General features: G+C 39.1%; 18 protein-coding genes. 6 read left to right on the top strand and 12 right to left on the bottom strand.

From position 1 onward, the window contains the following. Positions 1–31: 31 nt before the first annotated feature. Entirely contained in the window at positions 32–1,270 is a 1,239-nt protein-coding gene (locus WG954_RS15865; RefSeq protein WP_340437680.1) for a serine hydrolase domain-containing protein, read from the bottom strand. A 189-nt stretch (positions 1,271–1,459) separates the two neighbouring features. Between WG954_RS15865 and WG954_RS15860 the strand changes: the two genes are divergently transcribed. Then, positions 1,460–2,038, top strand: coding sequence for a cupin domain-containing protein (locus WG954_RS15860; RefSeq protein ID WP_340437679.1), 579 nt, complete (start codon positions 1,460–1,462; stop codon positions 2,036–2,038). A 94-nt stretch (positions 2,039–2,132) separates the two neighbouring features. On the opposite strand, the gene WG954_RS15855 is transcribed toward WG954_RS15860, so the two are convergent. After that, a complete protein-coding gene (locus WG954_RS15855) occupies positions 2,133–3,446 on the bottom strand; it encodes a proline and serine-rich protein 1 family protein (RefSeq protein ID WP_340437678.1) in 1,314 nt (437 codons plus the stop codon). Positions 3,447–3,691: 245 nt separating this feature from the next. On the opposite strand from WG954_RS15855, the gene WG954_RS15850 reads away from it, so the two are divergent. The 4 genes from WG954_RS15850 to WG954_RS15835 all read left to right on the top strand — a co-directional run bounded on the left by WG954_RS15850 (position 3,692) and on the right by WG954_RS15835 (position 5,973). Beyond that, the gene (locus WG954_RS15850) at positions 3,692–4,228 is read left to right on the top strand and encodes an acyl-CoA thioesterase (protein WP_340437676.1); all 537 of its coding nucleotides are present in this window, start codon (positions 3,692–3,694) and stop codon (positions 4,226–4,228) included. Positions 4,229–4,424: 196 nt separating this feature from the next. After that, a complete protein-coding gene (locus WG954_RS15845; RefSeq protein WP_340437674.1) occupies positions 4,425–5,150 on the top strand; it encodes an SOS response-associated peptidase in 726 nt (241 codons plus the stop codon). Beyond that, complete coding sequence (locus tag WG954_RS15840; protein ID WP_340437673.1) at positions 5,147–5,458, top strand: hypothetical protein; 312 nt, start codon at positions 5,147–5,149, stop codon at positions 5,456–5,458. Before WG954_RS15845 ends, WG954_RS15840 begins: the two co-directional genes overlap by 4 nt. Before the next feature lie 167 nt (positions 5,459–5,625). Further along, complete coding sequence (locus WG954_RS15835; protein ID WP_340437671.1) at positions 5,626–5,973, top strand: outer membrane protein assembly factor BamB family protein; 348 nt, start codon at positions 5,626–5,628, stop codon at positions 5,971–5,973. Between the two features lie 84 nt (positions 5,974–6,057). On the opposite strand, the gene WG954_RS15830 is transcribed toward WG954_RS15835, so the two are convergent. The 9 genes from WG954_RS15830 to serA all read right to left on the bottom strand — a co-directional run bounded on the left by WG954_RS15830 (position 6,058) and on the right by serA (position 14,793). Then, complete coding sequence (locus WG954_RS15830; RefSeq protein ID WP_340437670.1) at positions 6,058–6,588, bottom strand: hypothetical protein; 531 nt, start codon at positions 6,586–6,588, stop codon at positions 6,058–6,060. Positions 6,589–6,632: 44 nt separating this feature from the next. Then, on the bottom strand, positions 6,633–7,130 hold the full coding sequence (locus WG954_RS15825) for a YfbM family protein (protein ID WP_340437669.1): 498 nt from the start codon (positions 7,128–7,130) through the stop codon (positions 6,633–6,635). A 109-nt stretch (positions 7,131–7,239) separates the two neighbouring features. Beyond that, on the bottom strand, positions 7,240–8,649 hold the full coding sequence (locus WG954_RS15820; RefSeq protein ID WP_340437668.1) for an amidohydrolase family protein: 1,410 nt from the start codon (positions 8,647–8,649) through the stop codon (positions 7,240–7,242). A 236-nt stretch (positions 8,650–8,885) separates the two neighbouring features. After that, a complete protein-coding gene (locus WG954_RS15815; RefSeq protein WP_340437667.1) occupies positions 8,886–9,317 on the bottom strand; it encodes an SMI1/KNR4 family protein in 432 nt (143 codons plus the stop codon). Positions 9,318–9,490: 173 nt separating this feature from the next. After that, positions 9,491–10,591 (bottom strand): serine hydrolase domain-containing protein, encoded by a 1,101-nt coding sequence (locus WG954_RS15810; protein WP_340437666.1) that lies wholly within the window; start codon positions 10,589–10,591, stop codon positions 9,491–9,493. A 252-nt stretch (positions 10,592–10,843) separates the two neighbouring features. Further along, positions 10,844–11,209: a DUF2200 domain-containing protein gene (locus WG954_RS15805; protein ID WP_340437665.1), complete on the bottom strand. Its 366-nt coding sequence runs from the start codon at positions 11,207–11,209 to the stop codon at positions 10,844–10,846. A 96-nt stretch (positions 11,210–11,305) separates the two neighbouring features. Beyond that, a complete protein-coding gene (locus WG954_RS15800) occupies positions 11,306–12,034 on the bottom strand; it encodes a YqjF family protein (RefSeq protein WP_340437664.1) in 729 nt (242 codons plus the stop codon). Between the two features lie 115 nt (positions 12,035–12,149). Next, entirely contained in the window at positions 12,150–13,433 is a 1,284-nt protein-coding gene (locus tag WG954_RS15795; RefSeq protein WP_340437663.1) for an NAD(P)/FAD-dependent oxidoreductase, read from the bottom strand. 121 nt (positions 13,434–13,554) lie between these two features. Then, positions 13,555–14,793 (bottom strand): phosphoglycerate dehydrogenase, encoded by a 1,239-nt coding sequence (serA, locus tag WG954_RS15790; protein WP_340437662.1) that lies wholly within the window; start codon positions 14,791–14,793, stop codon positions 13,555–13,557. Between the two features lie 138 nt (positions 14,794–14,931). On the opposite strand from serA, the gene WG954_RS15785 reads away from it, so the two are divergent. Next, the gene (locus WG954_RS15785; RefSeq protein WP_340437660.1) at positions 14,932–16,095 is read left to right on the top strand and encodes a serine hydrolase domain-containing protein; all 1,164 of its coding nucleotides are present in this window, start codon (positions 14,932–14,934) and stop codon (positions 16,093–16,095) included. Between the two features lie 3 nt (positions 16,096–16,098). Here WG954_RS15785 and WG954_RS15780 read toward each other — a convergent pair whose 3' ends face one another. Further along, positions 16,099–17,157 carry a cation diffusion facilitator family transporter gene (locus WG954_RS15780; RefSeq protein WP_340437659.1) on the bottom strand — a complete coding sequence of 353 codons (1,059 nt, stop codon included), beginning with the start codon at positions 17,155–17,157 and terminating at the stop codon, positions 16,099–16,101. Positions 17,158–17,168 lie beyond the last annotated feature (11 nt).

Below are 17,168 nucleotides of genomic sequence, written 5' to 3'. Positions count from 1 at the left end.
TCGGTTTAAGAATGATTACTTTTCACAAGCGTCACTTCTCAACCGCTTTTATAATATCATTGATCACCGCATCAGAAATAGTGTTCATAATACTCCAATCGCTGTCAATATAATTATAACAGGCAATAACGATTTCTTTTTCCGGATGAATGTATAAAGCCTGTCCGCCAAAACCACTTTTCATCATAATGCCATCACTGGCAAGATCCCATTGATAAGCCCATTTAAATGGCGCAAAGGAATTGGTTATTGGTGGCGCATCAAAAATCTCTTTTACCTGCTTAAAACTGATCAGGTTTTCTTTTCTTGCTTTGATTTCGCTGTTGGTAAAAAGCATTCCGAAACGTGCAAGATCTCTGAGTGTGGCCGACATACCTCCATGCGTCCATGGAATACCTTTATCAGAAACACATACATACGCATTGGATGATGCACCCATCGGCTTCCATATTCTTTCTGATACAAGGTCAGCATACTTTTTACCTGTAACAGTTTCGGCAAGCCATCCTAAAACAAACGTATTAAGATTTGAGTATTCGGCATTTAAACCGGGCATCTTGTCTTTTTTTATACCTGCAATGAATTTGTAAGGAGAAAGCGGCGTTTTGTTCGCTTTTGGCAACACACCCAGTGAAGACTCAAGCTGATAATTTTTATGCAAGGGATTTGTAAACGGTCCACTTGCGAAATCGATCGAATAACTGTCCATGCCCGAACGCATATTCAGAATATCTTTTACCGATATACCCTGCCAGTCAGAACCTTTTAAATCGCTAATGTATTTTTCAACTGACTGGTTCATATCAATTTTACCTTCATTGATCAATCCGGTAATTAAGAGCGAAGTAATTACTTTGGTTACCGATTGCAGTGTATGCTGATCTTCGGGAAGCATGGAGAAATACTTTTCATAAGCAATGGCGCCTTTATGCACAACAATAAAACCTGCAAAATGTAATTGCTTTAAATAGTTTTCGAGCGTGAGTGTATTCTTTCCAGACTTCACAACAATATTGTCAACTGATTTTTTGTTGTTCGCTCTGAATACATAAGCCTGGTTTGATTTACGAATTATACTAACCGGAAAAAACTCCGACATATACCTGAAACTGTATTGCGATAAACTTCCGCCAATATCCCACCTGCTTTTACTGATACTGTCGTGTATAAGTTCAGTTTGCGTTGCAGTATAATGTAATTGTTGCGCAGAGCTGCTAAACTTCCAGAGGATAAAACTGATTGTTAACAAATAACGTAGCGTGCCGTTCATATTGATTTACGTGTAGTTTAAATTGATAAAACCTGTGCGGGCAGTTTAACTACCCATGCTTACCAACACATACATTCCGCTAGTTTACGCAACATCTTTCAATTAACAAAACCTGCGGGGGCCATTGTGTTAACGAAGAAAATGAAGTAGCTTTAAACAACACTCTTTCTTCAGCCAAAAACAAGTTTTATGAAACGTAGTTCTTTTCTAAAGTTTTGTTTGGCCATAGGCAGCATAGCAGCAGCGCCTTTTAAAACAGAAGCAGGTAGAAAACAAAAAACCAGGGTTGGCAAAGGCATTATGGTTAAAAACGGCAATGACCGTTTTAACAAACCCCTGTCGCTTTTTGAAGGCGATAAGTTTTATTGTAAAGTATCGGGCAAGGATACAGATGGCGATCTGTACATCTTTGATTCAACCAGATTGAAAGAAGGAGGTCCGGCATTACATTTTCACTATGAACAGGACGAATGGTGGTACATCATTTCAGGAGAGTATATGATAAAAGTGGGTGATGAACTTTATCATGCAAAAGCCGGCGATTGTGTGTTTGGCCCACGTGGTGTGCCACATACATTTGCAAAAGTGGGTAAGGGAGAAAGTAAACTGCTCATGTTATTTCAACCCGCAGGTAAAATGGAAGAATGGTTTAACCGTGTACACAATGGTGAAATTGCAAAAATGACGGAAGAAGAAAAAGATAAAGCAAGGAAAGCACATGGGTTTGAACATATTGGCCCACCGCTCACATTTTTGAAAAAATCCTAATATGGAACCGTAACAAAGTTGCCGAAAAAATAAAAAGGATCATTCCCTTCCATTAAAAAAGAACGACCCTTCCATAAGAACAGATAGTAACTATTTAATCTCTGTAGGCCTTTACATAGGCAGTTAAATCATCTTTATAACTTGCAGTGGTAAACAAGTCGTTTAACTGCGTATAATTTACACGGTCAACTGTATTACGATAAGCCTTTTTAGCTAACTGCAGCCTGTTTGTCTCGCTGCTGATTAATAATAAAAGACCTCTCACCTGGCTGCTGGTAAAATAATAAGCAGTGTTATTAAAGGTATTGGTGAGCATGGTTATTTTTGAAAAGGGCATAAACTGAGAGCTGATGGAACGGTGTAAAGTTGTATAATCTGCCTCCGACATTGCTGCACCTGCAGTAGTGGTTCCTGTAGCACCATTATTGATATACGCCGAAAGTTCATCACGACTGCTTTGTGTATACAATAAATTAGAAACGGCTGTAAAATTTACTGGATCAACAACTGTGCGATAAGATGCTTTTGCCAATTGTAACCTGCTTGTTTCCGCCGTAATCAATTGCAGCAATTGCACCACCTGGCTGGATGTAAAATAATTACCTGATACATTAAATGCATTGTTGATTGAAGCTACCTGTGTTGAAACGGGCGACTGGTACCTGATGTTTTGATATAAGCTGTTGAAATAACTGTCTGACATCGCCGTGCCATTAGTTGTTGTTGCAGAACCAGCAGTGTTTGCATCATAATAGTTTACATAATTCTCCAGTTCGGTTCTGTTTGCCTGCACATTAAATAAACCATATACCGGGCTGAAATTAGCCGGATCTGTTACCGTACGGAACGATAATTTAGCCAAAGGCAATCTGTCGGCCTCTACACGTATTTGTTGCAGCAATTGTACAACCTGTATAGATGTAAAATAAGTATTAGGCGTGTTAAATAATGAGTTTAAATATGCATTCCTGCTTTGATTGGTTGTTTGTGCTTTCAGGTTCCGCAGCGTGGTATTGAACTGCGAAGCATTGCTGCCCCCACCTGCTTTTCGTTTTTCAATCAATTCAATGCTGCCATCCGCATTAACATTAATATGCATATCAAAATTCCGTCTCAGGTTAAATTCTGTTGTCATGTTTTCACCTGTGCGGTTATTGTTTGCCCCTGTTCCGGGAAAAGTGAGGGTATGCATACCTGCTTCAAGATTGGCAATGGGAGCAGTTTTATTAACAGTGCTTGTACTGGCTGTGCTGATAAATGTTTTTACAACCCCATCAATGGCAACCTGTAGATTTTTGTTCCCGTTTACAGTAATATATACCGCACCTGTTCTTTGCGACTGGCTATTTTGCGCCTGTATGCTACAGGTAATGATGATACCTGACAGCAGTAAGAAAATATTCTTCATAAATTAAGTTGTTATTTTTTAATGCAGGGTGTGAATATCGTGCCAATCATTTATGAACCATACATCAGTTTGCTTTTGTACGCCCGTGCTGTCACTTATTGGATACCTGGATTTATATAGTAGAACTCGCAAGATTGGCTACACAAGACTTTTGCTCGACAAAACGAGGTAAGAATTTAAAGGGCGCTGCGTATATTTAAGAGTTAAGCGTTCTCTTGTTTCCCCACCACCAAAACATATCATGTATGTTCTACTATTGGTATCGTATTATCAGGATTCTAATTGCGAAAAATTTTCAGAAACAAATAGACGTTGAGGCAGAACTGAGCAGAACATTTACAGTTCGACTATTTGACTGTGATGGGTTGCGTGTGATGACCGCATTCAAATATGCAGCGTATATGGACTTTATACGTTGGGAGATGATTGCCCGTTCAAAACTTTATCGTGAAATTGTCTTGAAGGGTTTAGCGCCTACTCTTGGCTCACAAAAAATCATTTACAGAAAACCACTAAAACGCTGGACAAAATTTACACTTAAAGTAACCACAGCGGGCTGGGATGAAAAATGGGTGTACCATATCCATAAATTTGAACAACAGGAAGAAACAAAAGCTGTGGGTATTACAAGAGCCTTAATATGGAAAAAAGACAAACCTCAACTATTACGGCAAATACTCGAAAGCGCCGGTGTAAAAAACCTACATAAGAAACCGCCTGACTGGGTACTCAACTTATTTGAAACTGATACAGATATTATAGCAGGAAATTTAAGTCACTAGTTTCTTAGAAGTGTTACCAGTTAGTGTCATTGCGATTAGCTGATGTCGTTGTTAACTGTACTATGCAACGGGGCATAAGTGTGTGCATGTACTTTATTGTTATCATTTGAAAATCGTTGACAGGAATAAAAATTATCTTTATACTATGTGTTACTACAATGGTTGCCGGGTTACCCGTGCCGAATACTTACGCCTTATGGCCATTGAAAAAGAAATAAAGAATCTTCTTTTTTTAAACCGCCCCGTACAAAACGGATTCGAATATCGTGACTGGCCGGTGATTGTACCTGTCGGTAACGGAACTGATGTTGATATACAGCTGATGCATTGGGAATATATTCCCGAATCAATTCATGATGCTGATGAGCTGAGTGCAGCACGTAAAAAATTTACCTGGCTCAATGCTAAAGGCGAAAACATTCTCATCAATGAAAAAGGACGAGAATCGATGTATCGTGAAGGGGCATTAGAGGGACGAGTACTGGCACTTTCAACCGGATTCTTTGAATGGCGGCATATTCCGAAAATTGGCAAACGTGGGCAACCGTTAAAAGAAACAGAGAAGATACCTTACTATATAACGGTTGACAATAATGAAGAATATTTTTTTATGGCGGGGGTTTCACGAGTGTGGCATAATCTCGAAATAGATCAGAAAGCAGCCACCTTTGCGGTTGTTACAACCAATGCCGTGGGCCCCATGATTCAGATACACAATACCAAAAAACGCATGCCTGTTATTCTTCCACCAGAACTGGCATTTGAATGGATACAGAACGATTTAACGGAAGAACGCATTGCAAAATTGGCAACCCATCAATACGATCCTGTTAAAATAAAAGCATGGCCTGTTGCCAAAAACTTTCTGTATGCCGATGACCCGACAAAAGAATTTCATTATGACAATCTGCCGTCTCTATGAATATCAACGTAAGTTTTTATATAACGGTTGATACAACAACCAAGGGCCGCTTTCGTATGGAAGTGGAACATTATTACAGCAGCCCACAGGTAGAGCGTTTTAAAATAAAAGGAAAGAGCGACCGCTTTATTTTAATGGAAAAAAGAATCGAATTAAAACGGCAAAAATGGAAAGTAACCAAGGCCGAGATTAACAGCACAAATTACCAGGAAGTATCAATGGCAGTGCGTGATATGCAGGATGCAATTGATAATTATTTAAGCAAGCGTGATGAGGAAACGAAAAGGCAAATTTTAAATAAAGCTTAGACAGCACTTTTTCATCTGCCCGTGGTCTCAAATAATGGTGACCGGATTTTCATACGTTGACTCCCGGGTCGGTTGCAACAGTCCCCCAGATTTACGGATTGTTTTTTTATAGCCAACCAACTCCTTCACCTCTCTTCAGGCGTATTTCCTATTTTTATAAAAAAAACATGAAACCTGTCAATCACCTCTATATTCTGTCAAAAGGAAAAGTAGCCGCAGTAAATAAAAAAGATGGCTCCATTGTTTGGGAAATTAAACTGAAAGAGTACCATAAAAACAGTAACGGGTATAACTACGGACAAATTTCTGTTGAAGCCGACAAAATTTTTGTTGCCTCATCGGGTATCTTGTTTTGCTTAAGTGCAAAAGATGGCTCACTCATATGGGTAAACGAACTGAAAGGATGGGGTTATAACTTCATTAGTATGGCTGGCGTTACAAACGAATCGGCTGCTGCCGCCTCAGCTGCAACACAGGCTGCTGTAACAGCTGCGGTGACAACCAGTGCAACGTAAGCACTACCCTGCTTTTAATTTACGTTGTATGCCCGGGGTATCACGCAGTGGACCCCGGGATTTATATATTCTAAAGCTTTACCATTACAACAATTCGTCTTCACTGGCGGGTCTTACATTCATATATTGTTGAAAATTTTTTCGAAGTGCGTTTGATGCGCCTCTTGCAAAGAAAAATAAAACCGGAATTGCAACAAACGTCATCCACAAACCGATGAGTAAGCTGTTTGCGTCTTTTGTTGTGGCCGCTTGATAAAGATTGTACAAACCGATGGGTAAAAAAAAGATGGATAGAATCAAAAACACAGAGTTGGGACGAATTGAAATGTCGATCCTTGTCTTTGTATCGCCGGCACTGGATAAAAGTCCTTTTAAAATGGCAGGGTCTTTTTCGAAGTTTTGAATAATGCCAAGCGACCATTTTGCTGTCATCCGGAAACTACCGGGGAAACTTATAAACCTGCCGCTTAAATTGGGCGATTTGAAAAGCCCCGACTTTTCCCTGAACAAATGATCAAGCTGCTCAATCACAGTTTCCAACGGAGCGTGCACCACATACACAAAATGATTGTAGTAAAATGTTTTGTAGAGTGTTTTATAAAGATTCCTGAGCATTCGTATTGGGTAAGGTATTTATAAAGGTTGTTTGGCTGTTCATCCTAATTTATAAACGTAATAAGTGCTTCATGGTTTTTAGCCGCCAGTGCATACACTTCCTTAATGGTTTCGAAATATTCAATCAGGTAATCAACTGTATCCGGGTTATCCCACACATCTGGAAAAACGCCCACCTCCTTCATTTTGCCGGCATCAAATCTCTTCTTTAGCTCTTCGGTTGAAATGGTTGCAATTTGTGCATGCAGCTCTTTTACCTGTTCTGCAGTTAAATACTGCCCCGGCCCGTAACCAAGATCCTGTTCTTCGTCTATCACCTGGTCGCTGAATAACACGTTCGCCAAAGGATGTGTATTATTTTCAAAACTATTCCCGGTTAATAAAAAGACAATACCGTCCCATGATTGATCGATGTCAACTAAGTTGGGGTCTTCTTCGTCAGTCTCATCATTATAAATTCTGCTCTCCAGTAAAGAGCTGTCTTTCAAATATTCTTCAAGCTCAGAAGTTGTAACCCGAAGTAAATTGGCAATCATGCTCATGTATCGAATGTTGTTGTTTAATTGTTGGATTTGGAGTTCTTGTCAAACCTTGTTTAAGCATTCTAACTCCCGGGGTCGGTTGCACCAGACCCCGGGCCGACGGAATTGATTACTTTTTTAAAATTGAATTAATATACTTTTTGTCATACAACCTGCCGTTCGCAATAACCGTATTTATCTTCGTTGTGTTTTTTATGTCGTCAAGTGGATTTGCTTCTAATAAAACCAAATCTGCAAGTTTGTCTTTTTTAATAGTTCCTAATGAATCGGACATTTTAAGAAATTTTACCGGGACAGTTATTGCCGAGCGTAAGGCTTCTAATGGCGTCATTCCACACTCAACATATAAAGCCATTTCATCGTGGAGGCTGAAGCCCGGGAATGCATACGGATTATCAGCATCGGTACCTGCCATTATGGGAACTTTCTCTGAAATTAATATCCTCATTATCTGTTTCTCTATCTGCCAGCGTTTTCGCATATTCTGCCATTGAATGTCGGTATTCTTCTCCAGATCATTTCTGGTTTGTTCTTTCCAGTATTCAAGCGTTTCCTTTGACATATACTTCAATCTTGGGTCATTGGTGAATGACGTGTCGTTAGTAAAATATTGCCCCCGCAACGTTACAAGAGTTGGTACGATGTAAGTATTGTTCTTTCTCAATCTCTTTGCAATAGTTATTAATTTTTCTTCTGAAAAATTATTTAGAACAAGGGAATGAAAAAGTAGGGATATTTTTGCCCTTTCTTCTTTGTTACCGCTTTCAAATGCTGCTACCGATCGTTTCATAAGTGCCATGGCTGAATCACTATTTGAACAAGCCTCCGTTAAAAAACCATATAAATGTTCCATCGATGCCATTCCTGCATCCGATGCTTCTGTTAACCATACAGTGTGAGGTACATGCCCGGCAAATGGAAACTTATTTTCCTTACATCTTTCTGCAATTGTATAAAACACATCAGGCGACAAAAAGCTATACGTTTTAATAAAATCTACTTTAGCGTTTCGCAATGAATCAACAATTTTTATAGCGGCGACTTTAGTTGCAACAGGTATTGAGCCTTCCCAGAAAGCTTTTTTTCCATCCAGAATATGTCCGGACGCAACAAAACGGAAGTAAGGCAAGCTATCGTTTTGAATTTGGGATTGTACGTAGGTTGCAATAGTAAGATCGCCCCACATTTCACGAAACCCGGTAATGCCATTTGCCCGTAACAGTGGCATTTGTGATTTGTACCATTGGTACCGCATCATATGTTCATGCATATCCCAAAACCCGGGAATGAGATATTGATTACTGCCGTTAATAACAGTGTTTGAATGAATATCAATATCGCCATGATATACGATGTTTGTTATTTTATTTGCGGTAATAACTACATCCTGGCTAGGAATAATTTTACCGGCTTCCATGTCAATTACATTCACATTTTCAATTAAAATATCTCCGGTAACTGATTGCTTACAGGAAAAGACAGAAAGTAAAATCGGTATGTAACAAAAAAGTTTATGCATTTCTTAAAGGGCCAGTAAATTAAAAGCAGGGCCATGCGCTTTTTGAAGATTAGGAAATACTATTCCGATCGCCTGTAACCGCTGCAGAATAAAATACAAAATTGAATGTAAGAACTAAAGTTGAAAGTTGTTTATCCAAATCGAACCACAACTTGGATTTGCAATTGGCTGAAGTTTGCTTGTCAAGCCCAACTTACATAAAACCCAATTTTGTACGCTGCCTTCGGACAGTCCAACTATATTTTGTCAAACGCTGTGTCATTATAAAGCCGTTGAATAAACTTTGCAAACGTGTCGCCCAACGGAAGAAAATCCTTCTCGTCCGCAATGTTGGGTAAAAGCCCAAATTGATAAGGAGTTTGTCGCTTGTCAATAATAAACATTTCTCCGCCACCGTTCGTGCCTATATAAATAGCCCAAGGAAAAAATTGAGCCAAAGCATCCTGCGTGCTTTGGTAGATTTTGTCAGTCGAGTCAAAGTCTACAATGAATTCGTTTACGAGTCCTTTAAACCCGTTTGTCTGTTGCAGAAATTCTTTGTAATCTTCTGGCAGAATTATTTGCAATTGATTTTCTAACTGCAAAATCTGTCCATCTGTTGCAGGTGAGTTAAATTTATTTACATTATCGACTGTATCGTGAAAGTATTTTTTGAGAAAGTCAGTCATACGATGATGAATAATTTGGACTGTCAATTGGTAGCGTACAACGTCTATCAGCTTTGCGAAGGTTGGTTATTTGTAATTCGTCAGCTCAACCTATGCACAAATGATGGATAGTGATTGACAGTTTAAATTTAGTCCGTCAGCCCAGCTTCTGCAAAACTGCTGTTGTACGCAGCTTATTTGCCAAATAGCTCGGCAACACGGTTACCGAGAAGTCCTACATTATAGTTTTCATGGTAAGTGTTCGATAACAGAATTACAATAACGTCTGAATCTATAAAATGAGTTATGCAACTGGAATAACCAGGGATTCCACCGGTATGCCCAACTCTTCGCTGTCCATTATAGGGTGACAATCCAAATCCGATACCGTATGGTGCTGTTTTACCGTCTGATAGGACAGGATTACTCCACATCATATCTAAGGTAGCTTGCTTCAACACGTTACCTGATTTTAGCCCAACCATCCATTTTTCTAAGTCTTCAATTGTTGAAACCAGCCCGCCATCGGAAAATTCAATAACGGGGTTCATTTGCTGACTATTAATAAAAATACCGTTGTCCAGATTATACCCATCCGCTCTATTCGAAATAAGTTTTTCATAATTAATCATACTTGTCTTGTCCATGACCAATGGAAGAAAGATGTTCTCCCTCAAAAACTCTTCGTATGGCTTTCCCGCCAGCTTTTCAATCAACATTCCAATCAAAAAATAATTTCTACCGCTATATTCAAATTTTGATCCCGGTGCAAAACGTAAAGGAAGACAAGCTGTTTCTTCGATGACATTTCGATGTGTATAGTTCTCAATTGTATAATTAAACTTACAGAAGGAGTCGGGCTTTTCCAGATTAGTGGTGATACCTGAAGTATGATTCAAAAGCTGCCTGATAGTGACAGGCTTCCAATGAGATGGGAGGTCTGGTAAATAAGTGCCTATGTCATCATCAAGCTTGAATTTTTCCTGTTCCCATAACAACATTGCTGCAACTGCTGTAAATGTTTTTGTAACAGAGCCAATGAGATAGTTTGACTGGATTGTCGATGGAGACTTTAGTTCAATATTACTGTAGCCAAAGGCTTTTTTATAAATGACCTTCCCTTTCTTCAACACCGATATCGAAAGACCTGGAATGCTCATTGATTTCATACTGCCATTGAGCAGGCTATCTACTGCACGAATTTTAAGAGAGTCGGGTCGTTGACAATAGGATATCAAGCAAAAAGCAATACAAGTTACAATAGAAACAACCTTTCGGAAGGTACGTATATTCATACTGATGTTGATTGAGGCTTGGCTAAATTTGCGTACAACGGCCTAGTATTGCCGAAGGCGGGATAATTGTTGTTGTGTCCGCCCGGAACTGCAGCCGAATAATGGTTAAAAAGTTGAAGTTAACAATAAATTGATGAACAGAATTCCGTCAAGCCCGGATGATGAACAGTAGCGATTTGCTGCTGATGAACCTTATTTTTTGCTGAAGCACACCATAAAGAAATGATAACAGTTTAGATGCTGTTCTATCAGTTACGCCACCCGCAATATCTTTTCAATTTTTTTGCCTTTGGCTAATTCATCTACCAGCTTATCTAGATAACGGGCTTGTTTTGTTAAGGGAGTTTCAATTTCTTCGATGCGATAACCACAGATCATGCCTGTAATGAGTTGAGCATTGGGATTGAGTTTTGCTTTTTTAAAAAAAGTTTCAAACGTTACTCGTTCATCAATAAGTGTCTGCAGTTTTTTTTCATCGAAACCGGTGAGCCATTCTATTACCTGGTGGAGTTCTTTTTTTGTTCTGCCTTTACTTTCAACCTTTGTTACATAATGCGGATATACTGATGCAAAGATCATTTTTGCAATGCGTTCATCATGTTCGGGAGTTGTTTTCATGCCGAATGTTTTTACAGGGAAAGTTAGCTGATTTTTTTATTACCAGACAGGTCTTCAACAGTCAGCTGTTAAAACAGGATGCTGCAGTAATAGCTATTATTTGAGTATCGTACGTTCATACACGCTCACTTCCGAACCTTCGGCCACAAACAACGAATCGGGTTGCTTATCGTTGAGAAAAGAAAAACCTTCGCCATAAAGTTTTCCAAAATCGATCTTGTAAGAAAAATTATTGACGGGATAAATATTCCAGCGTGGATGTTCAACTTTATACTCACCTGTGCGAAAAGCTGACAGCGATGTATAACCCCAGTAATGTTCAAAGATGAATTCTTCTTTGCTGCCTTTTGCAATCGGCTTTACCTGTATGGCTGTTTCAACTTTCAACTCATGTTCCCGTTCCCTACCCCATTCAAAAGTGAGGTAACGTTCATTGGTTTGTTCAATCTTACTTTTGATTGGAGAATAAGAATATTTTTCCTGGTAAATAAGTTTAGCGATCCACGCAATCATGCGTTTGGGCACCAGTTCACTGATGAACACAACACCACGTTTCATTCCCTGAGCCGAAGGATATTTTACATAGAACCGGAGATTGATCTCTTCAAAATCTTTATGAAACGGAAAGCCGATACCCTTTACTTTGGTATCAAGAAAATGAAAGGCCACAAAACTTACATAACATTTCCCATCAAACGCATCGAGCTCAACTCCATTGGGAAGATGAGGTTTTAATACATGTTCCGGTACCACAAAATTCATCATCACCAGGTTCCGCCATTCGCCTGTAAGAAATGCTTTTGTTTCTGTTTTTTTATCACTCATTTCATCAATTACTTTTATTCAGAAAATTGACAAGCTTCCGACTGAATACTTATCTACATCTATACTTATCTACCTGCTTACTAATTACTAATTCCCAAATCCTAATTCCCAAATCCTAATTCCCAATTCCCTTCTCCTCTCCTTCTCTTCTATAAAACTCTTTAAAGATCAACCGCAAGCTCTGATCGTAAGTAAAATAATTATACAACCAGTTTGTAAACACAAAGAACCTGTTCTTTACACCAAGGATCAACATGAGGTGCAGACCCATCCAGATGAGCCATGCAAAGAAACCACCGAAGTGGAGCTTTGGTTTTGGCACATCCACCACAGCAAGGTTGCGACCAACAGTTGCCATAGCACCTTTGTCTTTGTATCGGAATGCTTTTGCAATTTTTCCTTGTCGCAGATTCAGCAAATTTGCTGCCAGTAATGTGGCCTGCTGTATGGCAACGGGTGCAACCTGTGGATGACCATTGGGAAATTGTTCTTCTTCCATATATGCAATATCGCCGATGGCAAATACATTGTTAAGTCCCTGCACAAAATTGAACTCATCTACTTTAATACGGTTGCCTCGTGCAATTAAGGAAGGGTCAATACCTGCCGGAATATTTCCTTTGATACCTGCCGCCCATATGACTAATTTAGAAGGAATGCTTGTACCATCTTTCAGAGTTACATTTTCGCCATCATAATCCTGCAGCAAAGAATTGGTCATAACGGTAACACCCAATCGTTGCAGATAGTTTAAACTATGTGCACTGCTTTGTTCACTCATGGCTGCAAGAGTTTTGCCTGTGCCTTCGAGCAAATAAATATTCATCATGCTGAAATCGAGTTCAGGATAATCTTTCGGCAACACATATTTTTTCATTTCAGCAATAGCGCCACTCAGTTCCACACCTGTTGGTCCGCCACCCACAACCACCACATTCATTAAGCGTTGTAATTCATCTTTATTGTCTGCATGCAATGCATCTTCAAAATTGTGTATGAGTTTATGACGCAGCTGTAATGCTTCCACAGTACTTTTCATTGGGAATGCATGTTCTTCCAGGTTCTTATTGCCGAAGAAGTTGGTGGAAACACCGGTAGCAATTACAAGATAATCGTAGGTATAAGTGTCTTCATTTGTGATCACTTGTTTGGCAACTGTATCAATACGCTCCACTTCTGCCATACGGATACGCACATTCTTACTTTTTTGAAAAGCTTTACGTAGAGGGAACGAAATGTTCGATGCATCTAGCCCTGCTGTTGCCACCTGGTAAAACAAAGGTTGAAACTGGTGATAGTTAAACCTGTCAATGAGAGTAATGTCGATCCCTTCTTTATTGCTGAGAAGATTCGCTAACCGTAAACCACCGAAGCCGCCACCGAGTATGATGAGTTTCATATTGTTTGTTTGATGTTGTAAAGTTACGAAGTTTTCAATATTTTTTGAAAATATCGGAATAATTTAATTGCCCATAAAAAAGCCCCGCAAGAACGGGGCCTCATTTTGTGGAAGTTTCGTTTTAATACACCATCCTCACCTTAATCGTTTCTTTTACTTCTTTCAAAAGCTCAACTGCTTTCTTAGAGAGTTTACTGTCAACATCTAACACCACATAACCGATCTGGTCGTTTGTTTTTAAATATTGACCAAGTATGTTGATGTTGTGTTTACTGAGTTGTGTATTGATCTGGCTCAGTACACCCGGTACATTTTTATGAATATGCAAAATGCGGTGTGTACCTTCCTGCACAGGTAATGCTAACTCAGGCACTGTGTGTGAGCCTATAGTGGTACCACCTTCCAGATACTTCACCAGTTTATTACTTACATCTTCACCAATATTCTCCTGAGCTTCTTCTGTACTTCCTCCAATATGTGGAGTAAGAATAACATTTGGCAGATCCTGTAATGGTGTTTGAAAACGATCTCCATTTTTCTCAGGCTCCCAAGGGAATACGTCAATTGCTGCTCCTGATAAATGTTTATCAAGTAATGCCTGGCGCAATGCATCAAGATCAACCACTTCTCCCCTTGCATAGTTTAAAAGAATCGCTCCCTTTTTAAATTGTTTAAGGGCTGCTTTATTGATGAGGTTCTTTGTTTGACTTGTTTCCGGTACATGCAACGATACAATATCAGCTTTGTTCAACACATCTTTCATATGCCTGTACTGAACAGCATTACCCAATGGCAATTTTGTTACAACATCATAGTAGATCACTTTCATACCAAGAGCTTCTGCCAATACACTTACCTGGCTTCCAATATTTCCATAACCGATAATGCCAAGCGTTTTACCACGCAATTCATAACTTCCCTTTGCGTCCTTGTTCCAGATTCCTTCATGTGCCGCTTTGTTCTTATCAATAATGCGACGGATGAGAATGATACTTAAACCAATTACTAATTCGGCCACACTACGTGTATTACTATAAGGTGCATTCATCACAACTACTCCTTTGGACGTAGCGGCTTTCAAATTCACCTGGTTTACACCAATACAAAAACAACCAATTGCTTGAAGTTTATTGGCAGCATCAAGCACCTTCTGCGTGATCTGTGTTTTTGAACGGATACCAAGCAGGTGCACATCTTTTATTTCTTTGATAAGTTCTTCTTCACTTAAAGCACCGCTGAGTTTTTTAACACTTGCATATCCGCTGTCTTTTATATTTTGCACAGCTGCTTCGCTGATATTTTCAAGCAATAAAATATTGATCTTGTCTTTGGGGTAACTGGTAGTCTTTTTTTCTGCCATGATCGTATGTATGATTTGCTTATTTTGCAGCGCAAAGATAGTCCACTGAACAACAATAGAATTGGGTTGTTTTGAAATTTTCAAAATAAGGACAAACAATCACCGTTATTATTCAATCCAAACGACCGAATTTAAAGCATGACATTGGTTAGAAAACGAACGTTCTTTTATTATATCGCCGCTACCCTGTTACTTTCGGGCTGCGGTGCGTCTTCCACAAAAAAGAAAAATAAGGCAGAACAGGATATTATTAATGTAGCTGCAAGCAGCCTTTCAAAAGCTGAGGCTGAAAGATGCAGACGTATTGCTGAGGATTTTTATGATTCATCGTTGAAGCGAACCGGGTTCAATGGAGCTATGCTGGTTGCCAAAAAAGGCCAGGTGGTGTTTGAACAATACAATGGCTTTGCTCATTTGAAAGGGAAAGATTCTATTACTGCCAACACACCGTTTCATATTGCTTCTACTACTAAAACATTTACAGCTATGGCTGTGTTGAAGCTGGCAGAAGAAGGCAAACTGAACATCAATGATTCTTTGCAAAAATTCTTTCCCGGTTTTCCTTATGAAGGTATGACGGTTAAAATTTTATTGAACCAACGAAGTGGTTTACCTAATTACGCTTACTATCTTGAAAAGATAAATTGGGACGACAATGTAAAAGTTACCAATGAAGATGTATTGCAAACGTTAATTCAACACAAACCGGATCTTCAAAACGCTGTTAACAGACGTTTCAATTATTCAAATACAAATTTCGTATTACTGGCGTTGATCATTGAACGTGTATCAGGCAAATCGTATGCAGATTATTTGCAGGAAACATTTTTCACTCCACTGCAAATGACCAACACCAAAGTGTTTAACCGTAACGATTCTGCAACGGCTACACCTTCTTATATGTGGAATGGTGTGCAGGAAGCATTTACTTATTTGGATGTAACTTATGGTGATAAAAATATTTACAGCACGGTGAAAGATCTGTTGAAATGGGATCAGGCACTGTATGGAAATAAACTCTTTAAACAATCAACTCTCGATTCAGCATTTCAACCTTACAGTTTTGAGAAGCCCGGCATTCATAATTATGGTTTTGGCTGGAGAATGTACACATTAGCAAATAATAACAAGATCATTTATCACAATGGCTGGTGGCATGGTAATAATTCAACGTTTTACCGTGTGCTTCCTGATTCACTCACGATTATTATTCTTGGCAATAAATTCAACAGGAATATTTACAGGGTGAAACCATTGATCGAAGCATTAACTCCGCTGAAATTCAGTTATGGAGAAGAATAGGATTTAATCTGAAAAAGAATGTTTCCTGTTCGGTAACAAATTTTCTTTACTCCATTCAATCTTTTGAATAAATGGTTGTGTCCGCACTTTGCATTCAGCTAACTGGCAGTGTGTGCAGCTTGAAGTAATACAAGGATCGGTATGAATGAAAAATTCGATACTACCCTTTTGAAAATTTGAATTCAGCACTTTGTCAAGCTTTGTAATCTCTTCATGCACTTCTTCTAAGGAAAAGTAATAAGGCATCGTTACATGGCAATCCACGTGGTACAAACTGCCATATCGTTGTACACGCAGGTTGTGCATATCTATCCAGTCGGGTTGCCGTTTGTCTTTCAGTATCTCGACCAGTTCATCTACAATTTTCATATCCACTTCATCCATCAGTCCTCGTACAGATTTACTCATAAGTTTAAACCCGGTGTAAATAATAATTGCCGCTGCAACCGCCGATGCAATCGGGTCGATCCATTTATAACCCGTGAGCAATATCAATACGATCGCTACCACAACACCTATACTTGAATAACTGTCGCTTAAAATATGTTTCCCGTTTCCCTGCAGCGTTAAGCTGTTGTTCTGCCTTCCTTTTTTCAACAAAAAGAACCCTAACATAAAATTAGCCGCACCACCAGCAAGTGTTAACCACAAACCTGCTGTTAATGCATGTAATTCCGGGGGATTGAAAAAGAAAAGGATGGCTTGTATCAAAATGCCAAACCCAGCAATTAAAATCATTGCCCCTTCAAAGCCGATGGAGAAGAATTCAATTTTGCCATGTCCATATGGATGTTCAGTATCTCTGGGTTTGTTCGAAAGATATATACTGTACCAGGCAAACGCCGCTGCCACTACATTAATAATGGATTCCAACGCATCGGATAAGATCACCAATGAACCGGTTATAATCCACGCAACAAATTTTACCGCACATATGAGCGTGCTGAAAAAGAAAGAGAGGCGGATGTAGAAGAGGTCGCTGCGTTTCAATTTTTGTATTTGCAGGTTTAAATGCAAAGCAATGATTTTTATTCTTAAAAAAGAAAAGGGTGTGTTTTTCAACACACCCTTTG

This window comes from Lacibacter sp. H375, from assembly GCF_037892425.1.
Classification (GTDB): Bacteria; Bacteroidota; Bacteroidia; order Chitinophagales; family Chitinophagaceae; genus Lacibacter.
Note: the sequence above shows the minus strand (reverse complement) of the source record. Positions and strands in the feature narration are given on the sequence as shown.

What these genes read in the sequence shown, in the direction of transcription:
- WG954_RS15865 (WP_340437680.1), bottom strand. Translation starts at nt 1,270, where the DNA reads ATGAACGGCACGCTACGTTATTTGTTAACAATCAGTTTTATCCTCTGG.
- WG954_RS15860 (WP_340437679.1), top strand. Translation starts at nt 1,460, where the DNA reads ATGAAACGTAGTTCTTTTCTAAAGTTTTGTTTGGCCATAGGCAGCATA.
- WG954_RS15855 (WP_340437678.1), bottom strand. Translation starts at nt 3,446, where the DNA reads ATGAAGAATATTTTCTTACTGCTGTCAGGTATCATCATTACCTGTAGC.
- WG954_RS15850 (WP_340437676.1), top strand. Translation starts at nt 3,692, where the DNA reads ATGTTCTACTATTGGTATCGTATTATCAGGATTCTAATTGCGAAAAAT.
- WG954_RS15845 (WP_340437674.1), top strand. Translation starts at nt 4,425, where the DNA reads ATGGCCATTGAAAAAGAAATAAAGAATCTTCTTTTTTTAAACCGCCCC.
- WG954_RS15840 (WP_340437673.1), top strand. Translation starts at nt 5,147, where the DNA reads ATGAATATCAACGTAAGTTTTTATATAACGGTTGATACAACAACCAAG.
- WG954_RS15835 (WP_340437671.1), top strand. Translation starts at nt 5,626, where the DNA reads ATGAAACCTGTCAATCACCTCTATATTCTGTCAAAAGGAAAAGTAGCC.
- WG954_RS15830 (WP_340437670.1), bottom strand. Translation starts at nt 6,588, where the DNA reads ATGCTCAGGAATCTTTATAAAACACTCTACAAAACATTTTACTACAAT.
- WG954_RS15825 (WP_340437669.1), bottom strand. Translation starts at nt 7,130, where the DNA reads ATGAGCATGATTGCCAATTTACTTCGGGTTACAACTTCTGAGCTTGAA.
- WG954_RS15820 (WP_340437668.1), bottom strand. Translation starts at nt 8,649, where the DNA reads ATGCATAAACTTTTTTGTTACATACCGATTTTACTTTCTGTCTTTTCC.
- WG954_RS15815 (WP_340437667.1), bottom strand. Translation starts at nt 9,317, where the DNA reads ATGACTGACTTTCTCAAAAAATACTTTCACGATACAGTCGATAATGTA.
- WG954_RS15810 (WP_340437666.1), bottom strand. Translation starts at nt 10,591, where the DNA reads ATGAATATACGTACCTTCCGAAAGGTTGTTTCTATTGTAACTTGTATT.
- WG954_RS15805 (WP_340437665.1), bottom strand. Translation starts at nt 11,209, where the DNA reads ATGAAAACAACTCCCGAACATGATGAACGCATTGCAAAAATGATCTTT.
- WG954_RS15800 (WP_340437664.1), bottom strand. Translation starts at nt 12,034, where the DNA reads ATGAGTGATAAAAAAACAGAAACAAAAGCATTTCTTACAGGCGAATGG.
- WG954_RS15795 (WP_340437663.1), bottom strand. Translation starts at nt 13,433, where the DNA reads ATGAAACTCATCATACTCGGTGGCGGCTTCGGTGGTTTACGGTTAGCG.
- serA (WP_340437662.1), bottom strand. Translation starts at nt 14,793, where the DNA reads ATGGCAGAAAAAAAGACTACCAGTTACCCCAAAGACAAGATCAATATT.
- WG954_RS15785 (WP_340437660.1), top strand. Translation starts at nt 14,932, where the DNA reads ATGACATTGGTTAGAAAACGAACGTTCTTTTATTATATCGCCGCTACC.